Below are 22,919 nucleotides of genomic sequence, written 5' to 3'. Positions count from 1 at the left end.
AGTTAATAAAAAAGGGTTTAAATAAGCTGTTGTTCAATAATTTAAATCCTGAGTGGGATTAATTGGCGATCAGCATTTTATGTCTTTAGATAGAGGAATAATAACCGAAAATGTGACTTGCTCATTCTGGCTACTTACTTGAATATCACCATCATGCTTTCGCAATATCTGGCGCACAATATCTAAGCCCAGTCCGCTACCTTCGCCTCTCGGCTTGGTTGTAAAAAATGGCTCAAACAGTCGCGGCATGATTTCATCAGGAATTTCCGCTCCCGAATTAGTAATTTCAACAATTACTTTTCCTGCTTGCTGCGCGATCGCTATTTCTAGAGTACCCACTTTACCAATCGCATAAATAGCATTGTCAATTAAATTAACCCACACCTGTGTAAGCGCATCTGGGTCGCAGAGAAGATAGGGGACTGGCTCATATTTACGAATCACCTCTATTCCTTGCTTCAAGCGACTTTGATATAGTGTTAAGGCGATTTCGAGGCTCTCGCTAATTTGGATCAGGCTTTTCTCCCCAGTTTCACTGCTGCGATGGCTGTATGTTTTGAGTGCAAAAACAATCTTTGCGGCGCGATCGACTTCCTGTTGAATGCTAATGGCATTCTGATTTTGTTGCACCAGCTTATAGGCAACTTGCAGAATTTCATCGCAATCAGGTGCTTCGAGAAGATGCTGATAAACTTCTAGAGATGATTCTATCCGCAGCAGGGCAAATTGGTCGGCGATCTCTTGGGCTTTAGCAATTCCCAAAGCATCGAGTTCTGTTTGCAATCGTCGCCGCATTTGTCGTTCTTCTTTGGTTGAGAGAGACTGCTGTTGCTGAAGTGAAGTATTTACCAAAGCGATAAAAGCAGCCTGTTGTAAAGGATTTAGGCGCTGCATCAATACTGGCAACTGTGGCAGTAAAACTTTCAAAGTAGCGATAATATTGCCTGTGGCACTGCGAATCACTCCCAAAGGCGTGTTGACTTCATGGGCGACGCTTGCAGTAAGCTGTCCTAATGCTGCCATTTTTTCCGATTGGATTAATTCTGCTTGGGTAGTTTGAAGGTGAGCTAAAGTCTGGGAGAGTTCCTGAGTGCGTTCTTCCACTTTCTGCTCTAGGGTTTGGGAATATTCTTCCAATTTGTGGAAAGAGATTTCTAGTTGTTTTGCCATTTTGTTAAAGGTTTGGGCAAGGACTCCCACCTCATCCTCAGTCATGATTGGTGCGGTTTGGTTTAGCTCTCCCTCAGCCAAACGTGCGGCGGTAGTATTAATTGCTAAAATCGGGCGGGTAATTTGGCGAGAAAATAGATAAATGGCGATGAGAAGTATGCTAGAAGATAAAAAGCCCAAGATCAGAATATTAATTGCTAAGCGATCGGCTGGAGCAAAGGCTTTATCTTGGTTGATTTCGGCGATTAATGCTAAGTTTTGGGAAGGCAACCACCAATAAACGCCGACCACAGGAATTCCTGCATAGTTGTTATACAAGCCAAATCCACTCTGTTGCTTGATCGCTTGATCGATACCATCGCTATATACCGCTTTTGTCCGTGACGGATCTTTAGGTTCCATTTGATTGCCAGCAACAAAAATGGTTTTAGTACCAGCTTTGCCAATTAGATACGTTTCGCCTGTCTCCCCCAGCCCCGTATTATCGCGAATCAATGCGTCAATGTAATCTAGATTAAAATCGGCAGTCACAGCTCCCATTTTGACATTATTTTCATCTAAAAGTGATGTAGTGACAGTTATGGAAACTTTGTTGGTGCGTGGTGAAATATAAAAATTAGGGACAACTGTATTAATGCGATCGCTTGTAAAGTAGGTGGCGGGATCGCCCAAGGGTAAATAGGTTCCTTCGAGTTTAGAATCAGTGGAAGAGAAGATCACAAAACCACTATTTCGAGTAACACGAATGCTACCTAAATTCGGCTTCACAAGACTAATACGCCCAATATTTTTTTTGAGATTGGTGTAAGCTTTCTGATAAGCAGGTTGACTGGGATCGGAAGCCAGCAGTTGACCTAGTAACTCTTGAATTTCTACATCTTGGCTGACTACAAGAATGTCTCGCAACTGATTTTCTAACCACTTTTGGAGTTGCAAGGATTTTAGTTGTGTTGCTACAGTGAGGCGGTTGACGACTTCCGTTGATAGAGAACTGCGGGCGTGAAAATAAGAGCCAATAGCCACTACGCTCACGGTAATGACTGACAAACCTGAGAAATAGCTAACCATTTGCCTGAGTAAACTGCGCCGCAACCATCCTTTCATCATATTCAAACTTTTTTCTCCGCTAACTGCAAGATATCTTGAATTTTGGTGATTGCCCAATCTGCCGATTCCACTACCGAGGCTTTGTCTTGCACCACCTTGAGAACTGTTTTTGCCCAAAGCTGTTGATTTTGCACCTCACTAAAAGCTGAATGCATCACCTCATAAGGAACGTAGCTAGGACGGGCATATATTTTCAGAGCTGATGAAAGATGGGGATCATTCGGCTCATTCCAAAAGGGATCTTTTAATAGCTCAGGCATCACGGGAAAAACTCTCCCCTTAAAGCCTTTGAGTAATGACATCAAGTTATCTGGACTAACTAGATAACGCAAAAAATCTTTGGCAAGCTCTGGATTCTTACAGTTTTTAGGTACGATCGCTTGCTTCGTTCCCTTGCGCGTTAGCAATTCACCACCATCCACTTTTAGAGGGCGATCGATCGTCACGATCTGACGATATCTCGCGATCGCATCGCGATCGTATTGAGGATGGGATAACTTTTGGGTAAGGGGAATCGACATCGTGAGATTTTGAGTCATTAAGATTTCACTATTTAGGAAGCTGTTATTATTTCCAGATCCTGTCCATCGTACTGATTGAGGTGGCGTATATCCCTGCAAATAGAAGCTAGTAAATTCCTGCAGTGCGGCTATAAACTGCTGACGATTTTCTGGTTTTCTTAAAAGAAATTCTCCCGACTCATTCACCACATTAACGTTGTGAGCATCCATAAACATCTTCAGGGATGTATAGGTGTCAAACCCGATCGCCGACATACATAATCCCACTCCATAAATCTGCGATCGCCCCTTTGCTCGCAACTCCTTTTGAGCTGTTTGCCAAAATCGCCAAAACTGATTCCATTCTCGCGGAATATCCAGTTGCGTTAAGTCAATCTCCTCAAGCATACTTTCCCAATAGTGAATGTATTCATCGGATTGCCACAATGGGAGCGCATAGTAACTGCGTTCTTTACGAACTTGATTGTGATAGAAAACATGGGAGAGGGCAATACTTGTATATTTATTCTGAATGGGAGTGATTACATCCGTAAGATCGACTAATTGATCATGCCAAGCAAATTTGGGTGCGAGGCTAGCATCTACACCCACGGAGTAAACAATATCAGGAATTTGGTTGGATTCCGATTGACCGATAAAATTTGTTAACTGTTGATCGATAAGAGCAACGGGGAGCAATTTCAAATCAACAACTTTTCCAGACTTTTTTTCCCATCTGCGAATGAGCTGATTAATTTGTTCATTTTCCTCTGGCAAAAAGCCCTGCTCCCACCAAATCAAGAGATCGGCTTTGCTTGATGACTGTCCACTACTGGTATTAGTCAGATATTTAGTCTGGTTACAGCTTGCCAGTCCTAAGCCCAAAGCTCCTAGAGACATCTGGTTAAAACGTCGTCTATTTAACATCAGATTCTCCCATCGACCTTGACAAAGGCAACATTACTATAAAAGTAGTTCGTCCAGATTGGCTGCTTACTTGAATATCACCTCCATGTTTTTGAATGATTTGACGCACAATATCTAAGCCTAGTCCACTGCCTTCGCCTCTCGGCTTGGTTGTAAAAAATGGCTCAAACAGTCGCGGCATGATTTCATCAGGAATTTCCGCCCCCGAATTAGTAATTTCAATAATCACTTGTCCTGCTTGCTGCGCGATCGCAATTTCTAAAGTACCCACTTTACCGATCGCATAGATCGCATTGTCAATCAAATTAACCCAAACCTGTGTAAGCGCATCTGGGTCACAGAGAAGATCGGGGACTGGCTCGTATTTACGAATCACCTCTATTCCTTGTTTGAGGCGGCTTTGGTAGAGCGTTAAGGCGATTTCTATGCCATCGCTAATTTGAATTAGGCTTTTTTTAGATTGGTTTTGGTGGCTATAGGTTTTGAGCGCAAAGACAATTTTGGCGGCGCGATCGACTTCTTCTTGAATGCTAATGGCATTCTGGCTTTGTTGCACCAGCATATAAGCGACTTGCAAAATGTTATAGCAATCAGGAGCTTCGATAAGGGGCTGATAGGCTTCAAGAGATGATTCTATCCGCAGGAGGGCGAATTGGTCGGCGATCTCTTGGGCTTTAGCAATTCCCAAAGCATCCAGTTCTGTTTGCAATCGTCGCCGCAGTTGTCGTTCTTCTTTGGTTGAGAGAGACTGCCGTTGCTGAAGCGAATTATTCACCAAAGCGATAAATGCAGCTTGTTGTATAGGATTTAGTTGCTGCATCAATACTGGCAATTGTGGAAGTAAAACTTTCAAAGCAGTGATAATATTGCCTGTGGCACTACGAATCACTCCTAGAGGTGTGTTGACTTCATGGGCTACGCTCGCTGTAAGTTGTCCTAGGGCTGCCATTTTTTCCGATTGGATTAATTCGGCTTGAGTAGTCTGGAGATTTGTTAAGGCTTCGGAAAGCTCTTGAGTACGTTCTTCGACTCTTTGCTCTAGGGTGCGGTAAAGTTGAGCATTTTCTAAGGAAATCGCAGCTTGAGAACAAATTAGGTTTAGCACTTCAAGGCGATCGCTAGTAAATACTCCTATGGTCAAGCTATTTTCTAGGTATAAAATCCCGATTAACTTGCATTGTTTCAGAATGGGCATACATAGAATACTTTTAGGTCGATGTTTGAGGATGTAGCGATCGCTTACAAATTGGGCATCTTGTCGCGCATCGCTTAAAACTAAGGGTTCTAAACTACGCTTGACCTGATTGACGATACCAATCGCCATATCTTCACTGTGTTCTATGGATATGGGAGAAGAGAATATTTGCGAAGGTTGTCCAGATTCCACGAGCGCGACAATTTGCAACTCTGATTCTGATTGCAACAGTAAGACGCATTTATCGGCACCAGAATTAATGTTTGCGATATTTAGGAGCGCTTCTAAAAGTTTTGGAAGCTCTATCTCTTCGGAAATTGCTTGAGATGCTTTTAGCAGAGTCGCTAAATCGATTGATTCAGAGGTGCTACTAGAGGAGTTAGTAGATTTTTTCTTGAAGGAGCCGAGGGAGTCTCGAAGTATTGGCGAGAGTAGTTGAGGATAGCGATTTTCTAGGTCGGTGACTTTAGCGGCTGCCCCCCAACGTACATAGCCATAGTATGCGTCAGTCATATAGACCTGAGCGATTTTTTCTTTGCCCCAATCCAGATAAAACTTTGCGGCGAGTTCGTTAGCAAGCGCTTCTTCTTGGATGTAGCTGTTTTCTTTTGCACCAGCGATCGCGCGATCGTAAAGTTCGATTGCTTCTAGTTTATTGCCCAAAACACGATATCGCTCTGCCTCCACTAAATCATATTTGTGTTGAAAGTTCATTGGCGCATAGTAAGCACGATGGAGCAGTTTGGTCTGATTTTCAGAAATGCGATCAAGAACTACTGTTTTGTCTGCTTCCTCTGCAAAGTCAACTAAGGCTGTCAGAGAATCATAAAAGTAAAAAATCGGTATGTTAATTAGACTTGCCCCAGCCGCCAAGGTTTGGATTGCTTCAACCGCATCTTGTTTTGCCTCAACCATTTCGTTAAGCAAGTAGGATGCGGTTAGTCGATAAACCCAATAAGAATGTAATCCACCTAAATTATTTGAAACAGTTAAGGTATGATGCAACTCCCTTTCGGCAGTCAACAAATCCTGATTCTTAGTAGTTTGTAATCGCTTGATAGTTTGCAAAAAAGCTAAACCAGAGTTTGCGCTCGTAATAACCTTTAGCTTCAGGAGTGTGGCGATATAAACTTCTATTTCTTCTTGTAGTGTCGCTAATTCTTGACCAACAGCATAGGCAATTTGCCAAATAAGATTAGCATTATGACCCACATATTCAAAATCGCCTAATTCCAGCGACATTTTGAATGCTTCTTTCAAGAGAATTAGACTATTTTGGCAGTGGGATTTACAGTGAAGAATAAAGGAGCCGACGGTAAAGTTCACCTTAGCCTGAACATCTGGAAGTTTGAACTTTTCCGCCAGTTTCAGTCCTAGCTGACCAAATTCGTATGCTGCGTCTAAGTCTTCTAAAACACTGCTCAACAAAATAGCATGGCAACAGTAGGCAAGAGATGACAGCCCAGAGTTACCTGCTTGAATCGATAGTTTTACTTGAGCCAAAATTACAAACGGAAACAGTAAGGGGGCAGAAAGATAAGTGGTTGGGTTAATACTCGAAAGTAGCTGCATACTTGCCAAAGATTCCGCGTTTGTCATCACTGGCAAATCAAGTAAATCATTGGCAGTTCGAGCATTGAGCAGGGTCGCCACATCTTGCATTGCGGGAACGATATCAGCGGGTGTTGGTTGTTTGGGAAGATGAATATTGAACTTCTCTAGGGCATTTTGCGCGATCGCGATCGCCTCCAAAAACTGACCCTGCGTACTATAGGCTTGAATCTGGATTTCATAGGTTTTAACCAGATCAAGAGGCTCCAGCCTTTGCGCTAAGATCGTGCTAACCCACTGCTCCATTTGAGCAAAATCACCGCAGAGATAAGCTGTTGCTGCTGCGCCTTCATGCAAGGTCAGCATCAAATCAGGTTGGCTCTGCCAGCCTAGATCGCCGAGGAGAGCTAGCCCTATAGTGAAATATGTTAAAGACGATTCATAGGCGTTAGAGGCTTTGGCTTTGCGACCAGCAATTAAATTGAATTGAGCGAGATTGTTTTTTTCCAGTGGATCAATCAGAAGGGCGATCGCGCGATTCCAGTGATTAACAATCTTAAAAATATTGGCTTCCAGTTCTGCATCTGGGGTGTTTTGTCGCAGCAATCGCGCAATTGCTAAATGAGCTGACTGTTGCCGATCTTCAGGGATCAAAGAATAAGCAGCTTGTTGAACGCGATCGTGCAGAAACTTATAAGTTGCATTCGCATCAGTTTGTAAAACAGCATTCGTATCAGTCTGTGTAAAGAACTTATAGGCTTCCGTCGTGGGAATGATAAAACCTTCTTGTAATGCTTGCCATAGTGCTTGTGCTGAACTTTCTGGAGATTGTTGGGAGGCGATCGCTAGGGTCTGTAAATCAAACCGTGCGCCAATACAAGCAGCCACTTTCAGGACATCCTGAGTTTCTAATGGCAACTTCTGTAATTGGCTTGCCATAAACTCAACCACATCATCGGCATGAGTCAGTCTCGCTTTTGCGATATCGCAATGCCAATTATGCAAATCCCTGTTAAAGGTAATACTCTGTTCTTCATATAAAGCTTTGAGCAACTGCACCGAGAAAAAGGGATTTCCTGCGGTCTTTTGATATACCAATTCTGTTAATGGTTGGGCGCTGGGCAAGTCGCAAATCAAGGTGTCGGAAATCCATTGATGTATATAGGCTTGGCTCAATGCTTGCAGGGTAATTGTTTTCACTGTTAAGCCCGTCTTGATCATTTCTGATACTGTCATCATCAATGGATGAACTGGCGATACTTCGTTATCTCGATAGGCTCCTAACATCAATAGTTGTTTTGTGTCTTGCATTAATAGTTGTATTAACCTTAATGAAGATAAATCAGCCCATTGTAGGTCGTCCAAAAACATGACTAGGGGATGTTCGGGTGTGGCGAAAACTTGAATGAATTTTTGCAGTAGTAAGTTGAAGCGGTTTTGAGCTGCATTTCCTGATAGTTCAATTACGTTGGGTTGACTGCCGATAATTCCTTCTAGCTCTGGGATCACTTCAATGATGACTTGCCCGTTCTCTCCCACTGCGTCAAGGATTTTGCTTCTCCATACTTTCTGTTGCGTGTCGCTTTCACTCTTCAGTTGTCCGATCAAGTTGCGAAAAGCTTGGACAAAGGCGGAAAAAGGGATGTTGCGATTGTATTGGTCAAATTTACCTTTGATGTAGTAACCATGTTTCTCCACTATTGGTTTATGGACTTCATTAATGACGACGGTTTTGCCGATGCCTGATAATCCTGCTACTAGCATTAGTTCTGCTTCGCCTTGGGAAACTCGCTCAAAGGCTCTTAATAAGGTTTTAACTTCTGCTTCGCGTCCATAGAGTTTTTCGGGGATCGTGAAGCGATCGCTTAGATCTCTTTCGCCAATTGCAAACTCAGTGATGCTTCCCGTCTGGTTAAGCTCATTCAGACAAACTTCGAGATCGTGCTTTAAACCTAATGCGCTCTGGTAACGATCCTCTGCATCTTTTGCCATTAGTTTCAGCACCAGATCGGAAATGACCTTTGGAATTGTTAATCTGATATTTTTACCTTGGGCTTGCTCCAAAGACATAGGTTCCTTTGCCAAGTGACAATAGACTAACTCCAGAGGATTTGCGCTCTGGAAAGGTAGTTGCCCCGTCAACAGTTCGTAGAAAGTGACCCCCAAGGAATAGAAATCACTGCGGTAATCGATGCCGCGATTCATGCGTCCAGTCTGTTCTGGTGATAGATAAGCTAGTGTGCCTTCTAAGATGCCGATAGCCTTTAGTTCCTGAGTTTCTTGGGGCAATTGCGAAGCCAAACCAAAGTCGGTCAGCTTCACCTGCCCTGAAGTGGGGTGAATCAGGATGTTGCTGGGCTTAATGTCTTTGTGGATGATCCGATACTGATAGAGTCCGTCAAGGATGTCTGCAAGTTGTAGGGCGATCGCCAAAAAATCAGCCAATGTCAAGGAGTTCGCAATCACCTCATCCCGTAGCGATCGGCAACCGTCATCGCACATCACTAACACAGAACCATTGCCATAGGCAACTAACTCCAGTGGCTTCACCACCCCTGATAGATTCATCGCTTTTGTGAGGATATAGTGATTGCGTAGCCTCAAGTGATCTTGAAAGGATGGAGTATCACCTTGGAGCATTTTCAGAACCACAGGTTGCTTATCAGACAGTCGTATTCCCCTATAGACAAGACTGTGACTGCCTACATAAAGCAATTGGGTTAGGTCGTAACCATCCATCAGTGGAAACAGATGGCTACCTTGAGATGCTGTCTGCATGAGGTTCTTTAGAGTCTAAGACTATTAGAGGTAAGCTTACACTGAATTTGGTCTCTCCTATTTGGCTACTTACTTGAATATCACCCCCATGTTTTTGGACGATTTGACGCACAATATCTAAGCCCAGTCCACTGCCTTCGCCTCTTGGCTTGGTTGTAAAAAAAGGCTCAAATAGTCGCGACATGATTTCATCAGGAATTTCCGCCCCCGAATTAGTAATTTCCACTACCACTTGTCCTGATCTCGGCGCGATCGCAATTTCTAGAGTCCCCGCTTTACCGATCGCATAGATGGCATTGTCTATTAAATTAACCCACACCTGTGTAAGCGCATCTGGGTCGCAAAGAAGATAGGGGACTGGCTCATAGTTACGAATTACCTCTATTCCTTGCTTCAATCGGCTTTGGTAGAGCGTCAGAGCTATCTCAATGCCGTCACTAATCTGGATGAGGCTTTTCTCTTCCGATTGGCTTTGGTGGCTGTAGGTTTTCAGTGCAAAGACAATTTTGGCGGCGCGATCGACTTCCTGTTGAATGCTAATGGCATTCTGATTTTGTTGTACCAGCCTATAAGCTACCTGCAAAATTTCATCACAATCAGGTGCTTCGAGAAGATGCTGATAGGCTTCTAGAGATGATTCTATCCGCAGGAGGGCGAATTGGTCGGCAATCTCTTGGGACTTAGCTATCCCCAAAGAATCCAGTTCTGTTTGCAATCGTCGTCGCAGTTGTCGTTCTTCTTTGGTTGAGAGAGACTGCTGTTGCTGAAGTGAAGTATTTACCAAAGCGATAAAAGCATCTTGCTGTGTAGGATTTAGGCGTTGCATTAATACTGGCAATTGTTGCAGCAAAACGTTAAACACAGCAATAATATTGCCTGTGGCACTGCGAATCACTCCTAAAGGTGTGTTGACTTCATGAGCCACGCTAGCCGTGAGCTGTCCTAGGGCTGCCATTTTTTCTGATTGGATTAATTCGGCTTGGGCAGTTTGGAGGTCAGCTAAAGTCTGAGATAGTTCTTGAGTGCGTTCTTCCACTTTTTGCTCTAGGGTTTGGGAATACTCTTCCAGTAGTCGTGCTTGATTATGGAGTTGAGCTTCTGCTGCTTTGCGATCGCTGATATCTCGGAAGTTCCAGATGCGACCGCAATACTCTCCCGATGGCAGTATTACTGCGGTGGAAGCCCGCTCTAAAATCCGTCCATCCTTTAAGTTAATCTCATCAAAGCTAGCTTCCTGCGGATGTTCGTAGAGATATTCCACCTTTTTTAAGAACTCCTCAGGCTGAGCTAAATGTTCCAAAACAAATCCTAAAAGTTGGTAATCATCATTGGTGTCAAGAATATGCTGAGGAATGCGACATATTTCTACAAATCCATGATTGTAGGCACTAATTCGTCTATTTTTATCAATCACTAAAATGCCATCGGGAGAAGCTTCCCTCTGAGCTTCCAGAAATGCGTTACTCTGCTGAAGATCGAGCTTAGATTGCTGGATTTCATAGAGGATGCGCGAGTTGTCAAGGGAGATCGCGGCTTGGGTACTCAGGTAATTAAGAACGGCGATGCGATCGCTAGTAAATGCACCTACGGTTAAATTATTCTCTAAATATAAAACGCCCAGCAACTTTCCCTGTTTCAAAATAGGCGTGCATAGAATACTTTTGGGTTGGTGCTGGATGATGTAGCGATCGCTGGCAAACTGCGTATTCTCCCTCGCATCGGCTAAGACTAGAGGCTCTAAACTGCGTTTAACCCAATTTACCAAACTCCTTGCTACATCTTGACTTAGTTCTAGAGATATCGGTGTGGATAGGATTTGCGGCTGCTGTCCAGATGTGCCGAGAGCGGCGATCTGTAGCTCCTCTTCGACTTGTAGTAGTAAGACGCACTTCTCCGCACCAGCATTGACGATCGCGATATTCAGGAGCGTTCCCAAGAGCTTATCAAGTTCAATTTCACTAGAAATTGATTGAGAAGCATTAAGGATTGTGGCTAAATCGAGTGTAGCTAAAACTCCACTGGTGGTATGGCTAGAAGACTTTGCCAAAAAGTCAGGGACAGGAGGATTTTGTTGAATAGAAGCCAGTAATTTTGGATATCGAGTCACTAAATCGTCAACCTTCGCAGTTGCGCCCCATCGGATGTAGCCATAATAAGCCTCAACCATATAGACTTGAGCGATTTTTTCTCTACCAAGATCGAGGTAAAACTTGGCGGCAAGTTCGTTTGCAAGCGCTTCTTCTTGGGTGTAGTCGTTCTCTTTAGCACCAGCGATCGCGCGATCGTAAAGTTCTCCCGCTTGGCTAGACTTGCCCAAAACGCGCAGATTTTCCGCTTCCACTAAAAGCAGCTTGTGTTGATAATTCATGGGAGCCGATTTGGCTAACTTGGTCAGAAGTTTGATATCGGTCTTTACCTTAGCGAGAGCCTGTCTCTGTTCGGCTTTTCCTAGATGGGGATACAGAACTAACCTAACTAAAGCATCATAAAAATAGAGCAGCGTTTTGATAAACGTTCCATCAATTGATTCTAGCCTCGTCTCAATTATGGCGATCTGTTCCAGTGCTAGCCTAGGTCGATCGAACAACAAAGCTAGATGGAGCTTGCGAAAACTGGTTTGCACCTGTAGTTGACGATCGCTTGAGGCGATCGCAGTTTCATCAAAGAACCGACCGACGAGTTGGCAAACATCCTCAGTTTCGGTGATGAGATTTTCTAAGCACTGGCAGTTGAGAGCGAATACATCGGTCATGGCACGTTGCTTGAGCTTTTGCAAATCCGCACGACTAGCGATCGCATCCCGTTGCAAGTCCATGAGATTCTGCCCTGTCCAATAGGCTTGAGTAAAATAGACACAGAGACTATAAGCGGCATATTCAATATCGCCAACTTCCAAACTCACTTGATAGGCTTCCAATAATATTGGTGACAAATCTCGTAGGGATTCCTTCCGATAGGCAATAAACCTCTGCCACAGAAATAGGGTCGGAGCTAAAGCTGCTTTTGAGGAGGTCTGATGGCATAGGGCGATCGCGGCTTTACCTATGGCATAGCCTTGATCGATTCGTCCCAGCCGCTCACAGAGCAAATAACCATAGATCGTATAAGCCATCGAAGATTTGGGAATATTGCCATAACGGAGATAGAGCGACAGTCCAATAAATGTCATAAATGGCAGAATCTCTGGCATTCCACTTGCGGAAGCTGCACCCATCGCATTTAGCAGGTTACAGGCTGTTAATTTATAGGGATCGGACATGGCAGGCAATTTGAGCAAATCCTGTGGCGATTTACCAGCCATGCGATAGAGCGTCGCTAAGAATCCTAGAATCGTTCGCAGTTTAGATAGACTTTTGGGAAAGCGCACACCAAAAATGGATAGAATCTTACGGGCATAATCCACCGCCGCCCTTACTTGATTTTGGGCTACTAACGCCAGAATTTGAGTTTCGTAGAATTTCGCCCGATCTAGGTGATTCCTCGCATTTTGCAAGCCGATCGCCATTATTGTTGCCATGCGATCGTAATTATGGGCAAGATAGGCGACTTCGACGGTGAGTTGATGCAGTCCGAGACTAAGGGCATACTGGTTTTGCCAAGATTGCGCCGATAAAAGCTGTAAACCCGTATCGAGATAATTCATCGCCGCTTCGTAGGCAGTGGCGCTCCTTGCTTTTGCTCCCGCCCGCCAGTTGAGATAAGCCAGTTCTTCGCGCTCTCCTGAGTCACTAATCAGAGATATGCCCCGATTAAGTTGATTCACAATCTGGAATTGTGGCAACTCGCGATCGCTATGGGGTGTACGAGCCAAAAGCAATCGACCGATATTTAGGTGAACGACTTCTTTTTGAGAGTCTGGGATCAAAGAATAGGCTGCTTGCTGGACGCGATCGTGAAGGAATCGATAAGAACAGGAACTAGAATCATCAATTTGGAATCCAGAAGAATTTTCTTGAACAACTTCAGAATCCATTTGAAAGAATTTGTAGATTTGATTGAGAGGAACGATTAAGCCCTCGGCTAGTGCTTTCCATAATGTCGTAGCAGTATCTATCTGCGATCGCGCTGACACAATTGCTAAGGTCTGCAAATCGAACTGTGATCCGATACAGGCGGCTAGCTTTAGTATGGCTTGCGTAGTTTGAGGAAGCTTCTGTAGCTGTTGCGCCATAAAGGCTACGACATCATCGGTTAAGCTTTGAAGCTTGATCTGGCTGAGATCGCATTGCCATCCGCCTTGGCTGGTTTCATCAGCTACATGGAAATGGATGAACCCTTCTTGATGTAGGGTTTTGAGAAATTGGGTGGTAAAAAAGGGATTGCCTTGGGTCTTGAGATATACCAAATCGGTTAGCGGCTTTGCATAGGCGAGATCGCAACTTAAGGTGTCTGCCACTAATTGATTGATATCGGCTTGACTGAGGGGTTGCAAGGCGATCGTATCAATCATTACCCCTGCTTGCTTCAAGCTATTAACTGTCAGCATAAATGGATGTGCCAAAGATACTTCGTTATCTCGATAGGCTCCCAAAATCAAGAGATGCCCCATGTCCTGCATCAACAATTGCAAAAGGTTTAGAGAAGCCGAATCCGCCCATTGAAGATCGTCTAGGAAGATGGTTAGTGGTTGTGATGTCGTAAAAACTTGAATAAACTTCTGAAACAGGTTATTAAATCGGTTCTGGGCAGCACTAGCGGATAATTCGATAGCAGCAGGTTGATGTCCAATAATTAGTTCTAGCTCAGGAATTACCTCGATCGCCACTTGACCGTTCTCACCCACGGCTTCAAGAATTTTGGTTTTCCAATGGGCTAGTTGGCGATCGCTTTCATGCAACAATTGTCCAATCAAATCGCGAAAAGCTTGCACAAATCCTGAAAAGGGAATATTCCGATTAAACTGGTCAAATTTACCTTTGATGAAATAGCCCCGTTGTTTGACAATGGGCTTATGAACTTCATTCACCACCGCAGTTTTGCCCACCCCTGAGAATCCCGCCACCAGCATCATTTCTGCTGCACTGGAACTAGAACTGACGCGCTCAAAGGCAGCTAGCAAGGCTGATACTTCCGCTTCTCGTCCATAGAGTTTTTCAGGAATTGTGAAGCGATCGCTTCGATCCCTTGTCGCAATTTCCAAGGATGGAATAGTTCCCGTTGCGTTAAATTGATTGAGCGAGAGTTCGAGATCGTACTTTAAACCTAAAGCACTCTGATAGCGATCTTCAGCATTTTTCGCCATTAGCTTAAAGATAATTTGGGCGATCGCTAAGGGAATCTCTGGTTTCAATTCGCAGACCAAGGGCGCAGGCTTGGCTATATGGCAGTGCAGCAGTTCTAGGGGATCGTCCGATGGGAATGGTAACTGCCCAGAGAATAGTTCAAACAAGGTCACACCCAAGGCATAGAAATCTGTACGGTAGTCGATTCCGCGATTCATCCGTCCTGTTTGCTCTGGTGATATATAGGCTAATGTCCCTTCTAAAACGTTAGGGCTGGCAATCTCTGCGGTTTCTTTGGGCAGTAAAGAGGCAAGGCTAAAGTCGATCAGCTTAATTTGTTTCGATTCAGGCTGGAGCAGAATATTAGCGGGCTTGATGTCTTTATGGATGACATGCTGCTGGTGCAGATCATGCAGAATTTCGGCTAGTTGAATGGCGATCGCTAAACACTCTGCTAGATTCAAAGAACGTAAGGCAATATGTTCTGATAGAGCAGTACTACGATCGTCAGGCATGACCAAGACAAAGCCATTGCCAAAGGATTCTAAACTCAGGGGTGTGACAATCCCTGCCAAATCGAGATTTTTGGTAATTGTGTAGTGGTTACGCAGGTGCAGTAGATCTTGCATTGAGGGGCGATCGCTTCTCAATAGTTTCAATACTACAGGTAGAGTATCTTTAAGCTGAATACCTTGATAGACTATGGTTTTAGCACTAGCGTGAAGTTCTTCAGTCAGCAGGTAGCCGTCAATCCGAGGGAAGCGATCGCTTGAGTTCATTTTTTGTGGATTCACAGCAGTTCTTCCTTCCTGTCCATGGGATCGATAGGCAATGGAAAGTAAAGGCTAAAAGTCGTTCGACCCGATTGGCTGCTTACTTGAATCTCGCCATCATGTTTCTGTACGATTTGGCGCACAATATCTAAGCCCAGTCCGCTACCTTCTCCTCTCGGCTTAGTTGTAAAAAACGGCTCAAATAGTCGCGATATTATTTCATCGGGAATTGCCGCTCCCGAATTAGTAATTTCAACTACCACTTGTCCTGCTTGCGGGGCGATCGCTATTTCTAAAGTACCAGCTTTACCAATAGCATAGATGGCATTGTCAATTAAATTAACCCACACTTGGGTAAGTTCATCTGGATTGCAAAGAAGCTCGGGGACTGGCTCATATTTACGAATCACCTCTATTCCTTGCTTCAATCGGCTTTGGTAGAGCGTTAAGGCGATTTCGATACCATCACTAATTTGAATCAGGCTTTTCTCTCCAGCGTCACTACTGCGATGGCTGTATGTTTTGAGCGCAAAAACAATTTTGGCGGCGCGGTCTACTTCTTGTTGAATGCTGCGAATACTCTGATGTTGCAAAACCAGTTTGTAAGCCACCTCTAAAATTTCGTAACAGTTCTGAGCTTGCAGAATGGATTGATAAAGATGTAAATCGGAACCTAATTGCATCTGACTAAGTTGATTAGCAATGCCACTAGCATCAGCAATACCTTGGCTGTCCAGTTCGCTTTGCAGTTGTCGTCGCAGTTGTCGTTCTTCTTTGGTAGATAGGGATTGCGGTTTCTGAATTGCTGCCTTGACTAGAGCGATAAATTCTGCTTGCTGTTGAGAAGTTAAGCTTTGCATAATTTGGGGCAGTTGCTGAAGGGAGACATTGCTTGCCTCGTTGATATTGCCTGTAGCTGCACGAATTACGCCCAGAGGGGTATTGATCTCGTGGGCGACGCTAGCAGTAATTTGTCCCAAGGCTGCCATCTTTTCAGATTGAATTAGTCCTGCTTGGGTGGACTGAAGATTGGATAGAGCTTGCGAAAGCTCTTGGGTGCGCTCTTCTACTCGCTGTTCTAGAGTCTGGGTATATTCTTCGAGCTGTTTAGCCTGTTGTTGAAGTAGTGCTTCAGCAGCTTTGCGATCGCTGATGTCTGTGTGAGTTCCCAACATCCGTAAAGGTTGCCCAAGATCGGCCCGTTCGACAATTTTGCCAAGGGAGAGAATCCATTTCCAGTCACCGTTTTTAGTGCGTTGTCGAAATTCTACGATGTAATTGGTAATTTCTCCATTCACATAGGCTAAATAAGTACCTGCAACTCGCTCTAGATCGTCTGGGTGCAGCCGCTCGATCCACTTGGCATTTGTTTCATGAAATTCGGCTGGCTCGTACCCCAGCATAGTGGCATATTCAGGGCTGACGATCGCTTCGCCAGTTTGCAGATTGAGATCGTATAGTCCCTGATTCGCAGCCATGAGTGCTAAACGTAGACGTTCTTCGCTATCTCGCATATCTTCTTCTGCTTTCTTGCGATCGGTAATATTTTGATAAGTCCCCAGTATGCCAATCACCTCACCGTTAAGGTTATGCAAAGGCAATTTGTTGGTTTCAATCCAGATCTTTGAACCATCAGCACGCACTTGCGTCTCGATAATGCCAAGTTTGGCTTCGTCAGAGTCCATGACTTTACGATCGCCAGCGCGATAAGTATCGGCTTCGGTTTCAGCCCAAGGCATGTCGTAGTCAGTCTTGCCGATAATTTCTGCGGGGGAGCCTAAACCACAAACGCTCGCAGATTTTTGGTTGCAACCTAAATAGACAGACTGTCGATCTTTCCAAAATACGACAAGAGGGAAAGTGTCAATTACAGTTTGAAGGAACAGTTGGGATTCGCGGAGGGCAATTTCTGATTGCTTGCGATCGCTGATATCGCGAGCCACCCAAATGACCGATTGCTCAGACAAGGGAGAACATCTTGCACTAAACCAAAATTCTCGATCTTGGATCAATAGGCTATATTCATATTCTTGAGTTTGTTGCTTGTCTAGAGTTTGTCTGATTACTGATAGAAATTGCTCAGATTGTTCGGCGGGGAAAATCTCTTGAATACTTTTGCCAATGAGTAGATCGGGAGGTAGGTAAAGCTTGTCTGCATTAGTTGGGGCGATCTTAAGATATTTTCCAGTTCGATCTACCACAAAGACAACATCATCCATCCCCAAAAACAAGCTGCGTAGTTCTAATTCAGATGATTGTAAAGCTGCTTCTGTTCTTTTTTGCTCACTGATATCACGCATAATCGTTGAGAGGTATTCTAGTTCGCCTGTTGGGGCTTTATGCGCCATCAAAACTTGCGATACAGGAATTTCTTGTCCATCTGGAGTCAATATTGCTGTTTCTCCAGTCCAATAACCTTGTTGAATTGCTTGAGGGATTATTTCTCGGTAAAATAGATCCAAGACCCATTGAGGATGGAAATTTTGTATCCGATGACATGCTAGAGCTTCGTTTTCCTCCAATTTTAGGAGTTGGCGTAATCTTTGATTTGTCCAAGTAATTTCACCATCTGGACTAGCAGTACCAATATAGTCTGAAGATGCTTCTAGAATTCTCAACAAACGTGTTTGTTCTTTTTCTAAATTTTTGCGATCGCTGATATCACGCAAAATCCCTTGTAGCCCGATCGCACTTCCATTGCCATCAAGGATGGGGGTCATATTTAGTGTTACCCATAGATAACTACCATCTTGGCATAGGTGACGGAATTCTATGTTTTGATGCTTCTCTCCTTTCTCTAGAGCCAATCTAGCAGGTGCAATAGCCTTTTCTAAGTCATCAGGATGAATCAATTTCATTAAGGATTGTCCAACCCATTCATCAATGGACAAACCAAACATGGTCTGAAATTGGGGAGAGAGATAGGTAAATATGCCGTCGTAATTTGCAGCCCAGATCATGTCATTGGCTCCTTCCACTAGCCTTCTGAATTTATTCTCACTCTCATAAAGTGTTTGATAGAGTTGGGCATTTTCTAAGGAAATTGCAGCTTGAGAGCAAATTAGATTTAAGACTTCAAGGCGATCGCTGGTAAATGCTCCTATGGTCAAGCTGTTTTCTAAATATAAAATCCCGATTAACTTGCCTTGTTTCAGAATGGGCATACATAGAACGCTTTTGGGCCGATATTTGAGGATGTAGCGATCGCTTACAAATTGGGCATCTTGTCGCGCATCATTTAAAACTATGGGTTCTAAACTATGCTTGACCTGATTGACGATACCAATCGCCATATCTTCACTGTGTTCTATGGATATGGGAGAAGAGAATATTTGCGAAGGTTGTCCAGATTCCACGAGCGCGACAATTTGCATCTCTTGTTCTGATTGCAGCAGTAAGACACATTTATCAGCTCCAGAATTAATATTTGCGATATTTAGGAGCGCATCTAAGAGCTTTGAAAGCTCTATCTCTTCAGAAATTGCTTGAGATGCTTTTAGTAGAGTCGTTAAATCGATTGTTTCAGAGGTGCTACTAGAAGAGTGAGTAGATTTTTGGAAAGAGCCAAAGGAGTCTCGAAGAGTAGGAGCAAGTAGTTGGGGATAGCGGTTTTCGAGGTCGGTGACTTTAGCGGATGCGCCCCAGCGCACATAGCCATAATAGGCTTCAGTCATATAGACTTGAGCGATTTTTTCTTTGCCCCAATCAAGATAAAACTTTGCGGCGAGTTCATTAGCAAGCGCTTCTTCTTGGATGTAACTGTTTTCTTTTGCACCAGCGATCGCGCGATCGTAAAGTTCGATTGCTTCTAGTTTATTCCCTAATATATGTTGTCTTTCTGCTTCTACTAAGTGAAACTTGTGTAAATGATTCCTCGGAGAGTTTTCTGCCCATAGCTTCAGTTTCTCTTGATTGGCTTCGATTCTTTCAAGACATCGAGTACGCTCTATATCAATCAATGAAGGATATAATTGTAAAAAAGTCAGAGAACTATAGAAGCAATTAATCACAACAACAAATGTCCCAACCATACTGCCAGCATAGGGCTCCAATATCACGACATACTCTGCGGCTAACTGATATTCACCAAATAAATAGCAGAGAATCATTTTATTGCTATATAAGTAGCAAAGGGCTGCATAGTTATTAGCCTCTCGAAGCAGTGGCAGTTCATACACTTCAGCAAAAACTTCACCTTCTAACTGATAGGGGCGAGCAGACTGTCCGAGTAAGTTCAGCACAGTTTGATAATAGATAGAATGGAAACCCAGCGTCGTTCGTTGTTTAAGCTGCGAGATTGACTGAAAATAGGTTTTCATCTCTACAACGAGGGAGGATAATTCTTGTCCTGCGTAGTATGCCGAAGAACAATAGAGTGCAGCATTTAACGCACTACTCTCTAAATCGCCTGTTTCTAGTCCTATTTGATAAGCTTCTCTGCAATAGGGTAGCGATATACGAAGTGATTCAGTCCAATGACTAATAAAACTATGTACAATAAAATAGGTGCGACTTTTACCACCCATTAACTGGAATCTCTCAAGAGCGTTTAAGGCAAGTTGTCCAAACTGGTATCCTGCTTTAAAATCACCCATAACTCCACAAAGCAGTATTCCATACTCAGCATAAGAGAAGGGAGAAATCTCACAATTACCAACGGTAATTAACAACTCGATCTGCTTAAAAATCAATAATGACAACAAATTTGGATCTGATTGGAAAGCAGAGGGTGTCATTTGCGTGAGGATTCGCATTTTAGTTAGCTGCTCTGGATCATTCATCAGAGGGGAATCTAACAAACCCAATATGTCACTATTCATCCATAAACTTTTAGTGTTCTCTGCAACTTGTTGAATATAGGCAGGAGTTGGTTTCTCTGGAAAATATACTCCTAATAAAGCAAGTAATTGCAATCCAAGATTGAGCGAGTCCTGTAATTTACCCTGTGCTTTTATCCCCAATATTTTGAATTCGTACACTCGCATTCTATCGATTAGATTTTGAGTCTGAGAAAGTACGATCGCAACGTATTCCTCCATTTGCTCGTAATTAGTACTCAAATAAGCAACTTCTGCGAACAGCTCATAGATTATTCGAGTCAATTCAGGCTCTGTATTCCAGCTATCTTCTGATAAAAGTTCAATGCAGATTTTTAAATACTGAGTTGCAGCAGCATAAGCGGTTGATGTTTTCGTCTTTTGAGCCGCTACTAAATTTAATTGTAACAGTCTTTCTCTCTCTACGGATTGCATAAGCCCGCGCCCAATATTCAAGTGGCTAATAGTGACAAAAAAGCGATTTGGTGTTTCTGCTGTTGAGTCATTTCTAAGTAACAGTTGACCAATCGTTAAGTGCGTACACTGCTTTTGCTCGTCAGGGATCAAAGAATAAGCAGCTTGTTGAACGCGATCGTGCAGAAACTTATAAGTTGCATTCGCATCAGTTTGTAAAACAGCATTCGTATCAGTCTGTGTAAAGAACTTATAGGCTTCCGTCGTGGGAATGATAAAACCTTCTTGTAATGCTTGCCATAGTGCTTGTGCTGAACTTTCTGGAGATTGTTGGGAGGCGATCGCTAGGGTCTGTAAATCAAACCGTGCGCCAATACAAGCAGCCACTTTCAGGACATCCTGAGTTTCTAATGGCAACTTCTGTAATTGGCTTGCCATAAACTCAACCACATCATCGGCATGAGTCAGTCTCGCTTTTGCGATATCGCAATGCCAATTATGCAAATCCCTGTTAAAGGTAATACTCTGTTCTTCATATAAAGCTTTGAGCAACTGCACCGAGAAAAAGGGATTTCCTGCGGTCTTTTGATATACCAATTCTGTTAATGGTTGGGCGCTGGGCAAGTCGCAAATCAAGGTGTCGGAAATCCATTGATGTATATAGGCTTGGCTCAATGCTTGCAGGGTAATTGTTTTCACTGTTAAGCCCGTCTTGATCATTTCTGATACTGTCATCATCAATGGATGAACTGGCGATACTTCGTTATCTCGATAGGCTCCTAACATCAATAGTTGTTTTGTGTCTTGCATTAATAGTTGTATTAACCTTAATGAAGATAAATCAGCCCATTGTAGGTCGTCCAAAAACATGACTAGGGGATGTTCGGGTGTGGCGAAAACTTGAATGAATTTTTGCAGTAGTAAGTTGAAGCGGTTTTGAGCTGCATTTCCTGATAGTTCAATTACGTTGGGTTGACTGCCGATAATTCCTTCTAGCTCTGGGATCACTTCAATGATGACTTGCCCGTTCTCTCCCACTGCGTCAAGGATTTTGCTTCTCCATACTTTCTGTTGCGTGTCGCTTTCACTCTTCAGTTGTCCGATCAAGTTGCGAAAAGCTTGGACAAAGGCGGAAAAAGGGATGTTGCGATTGTATTGGTCAAATTTACCTTTGATGTAGTAACCATGTTTCTCCACTATTGGTTTATGGACTTCATTAATGACGACGGTTTTGCCGATGCCTGATAATCCTGCTACTAGCATTAGTTCTGCTTCGCCTTGGGAAACTCGCTCAAAGGCTCTTAATAAGGTTTTAACTTCTGCTTCGCGTCCATAGAGTTTTTCGGGGATCGTGAAGCGATCGCTTAGATCTCTTTCGCCAATTGCAAACTCAGTGATGCTTCCTGTCTGGTTAAGCTCATTCAGACAAACTTCGAGATCGTGCTTTAAACCTAATGCGCTCTGGTAACGATCCTCGGCATTTTTTGCCATTAGTTTAAAGACAATTTGGGCGATCGCCTCTGGGATCTCTGGTTTCAATTTGCTTACTAGTGGTGCTGGCTTGGCAATATGACAATGCACTATTTCCAAGGGATCGTCTGACTTAAATGGCAATTCTCCTGTCAATAGCTCAAACAAAGTTACGCCTAGAGCATAAAAGTCACAGCGATAGTCGATCCCCCGATTCATCCGTCCTGTTTGACAGGGAGCCATATAAGCGAGTGTACCTTCTAAGATATTTGTACTAACTAGCATCTGCGTCTGGTGGGGCAGTAATGTCGCTAGTCCAAAATCAGTTAACTTAATCTGTTTCGTAATCGGTTCAATCAGAATATTGCTGGGGTTGATATCTTTGTGGATCACGCACTGACGATAGAGATCGTCTAAAATTGTTGCGAGTTGGATCGCGATCGCTAAAACTTCGGTCAGATTGATAGGATTACCTGAAACGTAATCTGAAAGAGCGATATATCCCTCATCAGGCATTACCAATACATAGCCATTGCCATAGTTTTCTAAGCCAATAGGTTTGGCGATGCCTTGGGAGTTGAGTCTTTTTGCAATTGTGTAATGGTTTCGCAGCCGTAGCAAATCTTGATGTGTCGGGCGATCGCTTCTCAATATTTTCAGCACGACAGGCTGACTATCAGCTATGCATATGCCTCGATAGACAATTGTTCTGCTACCAGCATAAATTTGCTGCTCTAGTTGATAGCCTTGAATTGGGATAAAGCGATCGCTACTAGCCATAATTGATTGAAGTATCCAAATCTGCCTTCTTGTATATATTACAGCCAGAGTTTTGTAGAGAGTCTAAACCTATTACAGTAATTCTTAAAATGGCTAGGATATTTTGAAAGTTACAGTGCTTAGCGCTGTAAATAACCATACCCAAAGCCCTTAAAGTTGCTCCCAGCAGGGAAAAACTTTAAGGGCTTTGTAATTTATTTTGCACAAGTAATTAT

The 22,919-nt window shown here is 43.5% G+C and carries 5 protein-coding genes; all 5 read right to left on the bottom strand.

What is annotated here, in order from left to right; genetic code table 11:
* Nucleotides 1-69: 69 nt before the first annotated feature.
* From PseudUWO311_RS08760 to PseudUWO311_RS08740, 5 genes are read right to left on the bottom strand one after another with little or no spacing between them, the layout of a single operon-like run.
* A complete protein-coding gene (locus PseudUWO311_RS08760; protein ID WP_142654831.1) occupies nt 70-2,277 on the bottom strand; it encodes an ATP-binding protein in 2,208 nt (735 codons plus the stop codon).
* A gap of 2 nt (nt 2,278-2,279) precedes the next feature.
* Nucleotides 2,280-3,704 carry an ABC transporter substrate-binding protein gene (locus PseudUWO311_RS08755; protein ID WP_142654829.1) on the bottom strand — a complete coding sequence of 475 codons (1,425 nt, stop codon included), beginning with the start codon at nt 3,702-3,704 and terminating at the stop codon, nt 2,280-2,282.
* The gene (locus tag PseudUWO311_RS08750) at nt 3,694-9,228 is read right to left on the bottom strand and encodes an AAA family ATPase (RefSeq protein ID WP_190303439.1); all 5,535 of its coding nucleotides are present in this window, start codon (nt 9,226-9,228) and stop codon (nt 3,694-3,696) included. The genes PseudUWO311_RS08755 and PseudUWO311_RS08750 overlap by 11 nt, the downstream gene beginning before the upstream one ends.
* Nucleotides 9,206-15,244, bottom strand: a complete 6,039-nt coding sequence (locus PseudUWO311_RS08745; RefSeq protein ID WP_142654827.1) for an AAA family ATPase — start codon at nt 15,242-15,244, stop codon at nt 9,206-9,208. The genes PseudUWO311_RS08750 and PseudUWO311_RS08745 overlap by 23 nt, the downstream gene beginning before the upstream one ends.
* On the bottom strand, nt 15,241-22,704 hold the full coding sequence (locus PseudUWO311_RS08740) for a PAS domain S-box protein (RefSeq protein ID WP_142654826.1): 7,464 nt from the start codon (nt 22,702-22,704) through the stop codon (nt 15,241-15,243). Before PseudUWO311_RS08740 ends, PseudUWO311_RS08745 begins: the two co-directional genes overlap by 4 nt.
* Between the last annotated feature and the right edge of the window lie 215 nt (nt 22,705-22,919).

Source organism: Pseudanabaena sp. UWO311, assembly GCF_006937785.1.
Classification (GTDB): domain Bacteria; phylum Cyanobacteriota; class Cyanobacteriia; order Pseudanabaenales; family Pseudanabaenaceae; genus Pseudanabaena.
This window is presented reverse-complemented; position numbering and strand designations above follow the sequence as displayed.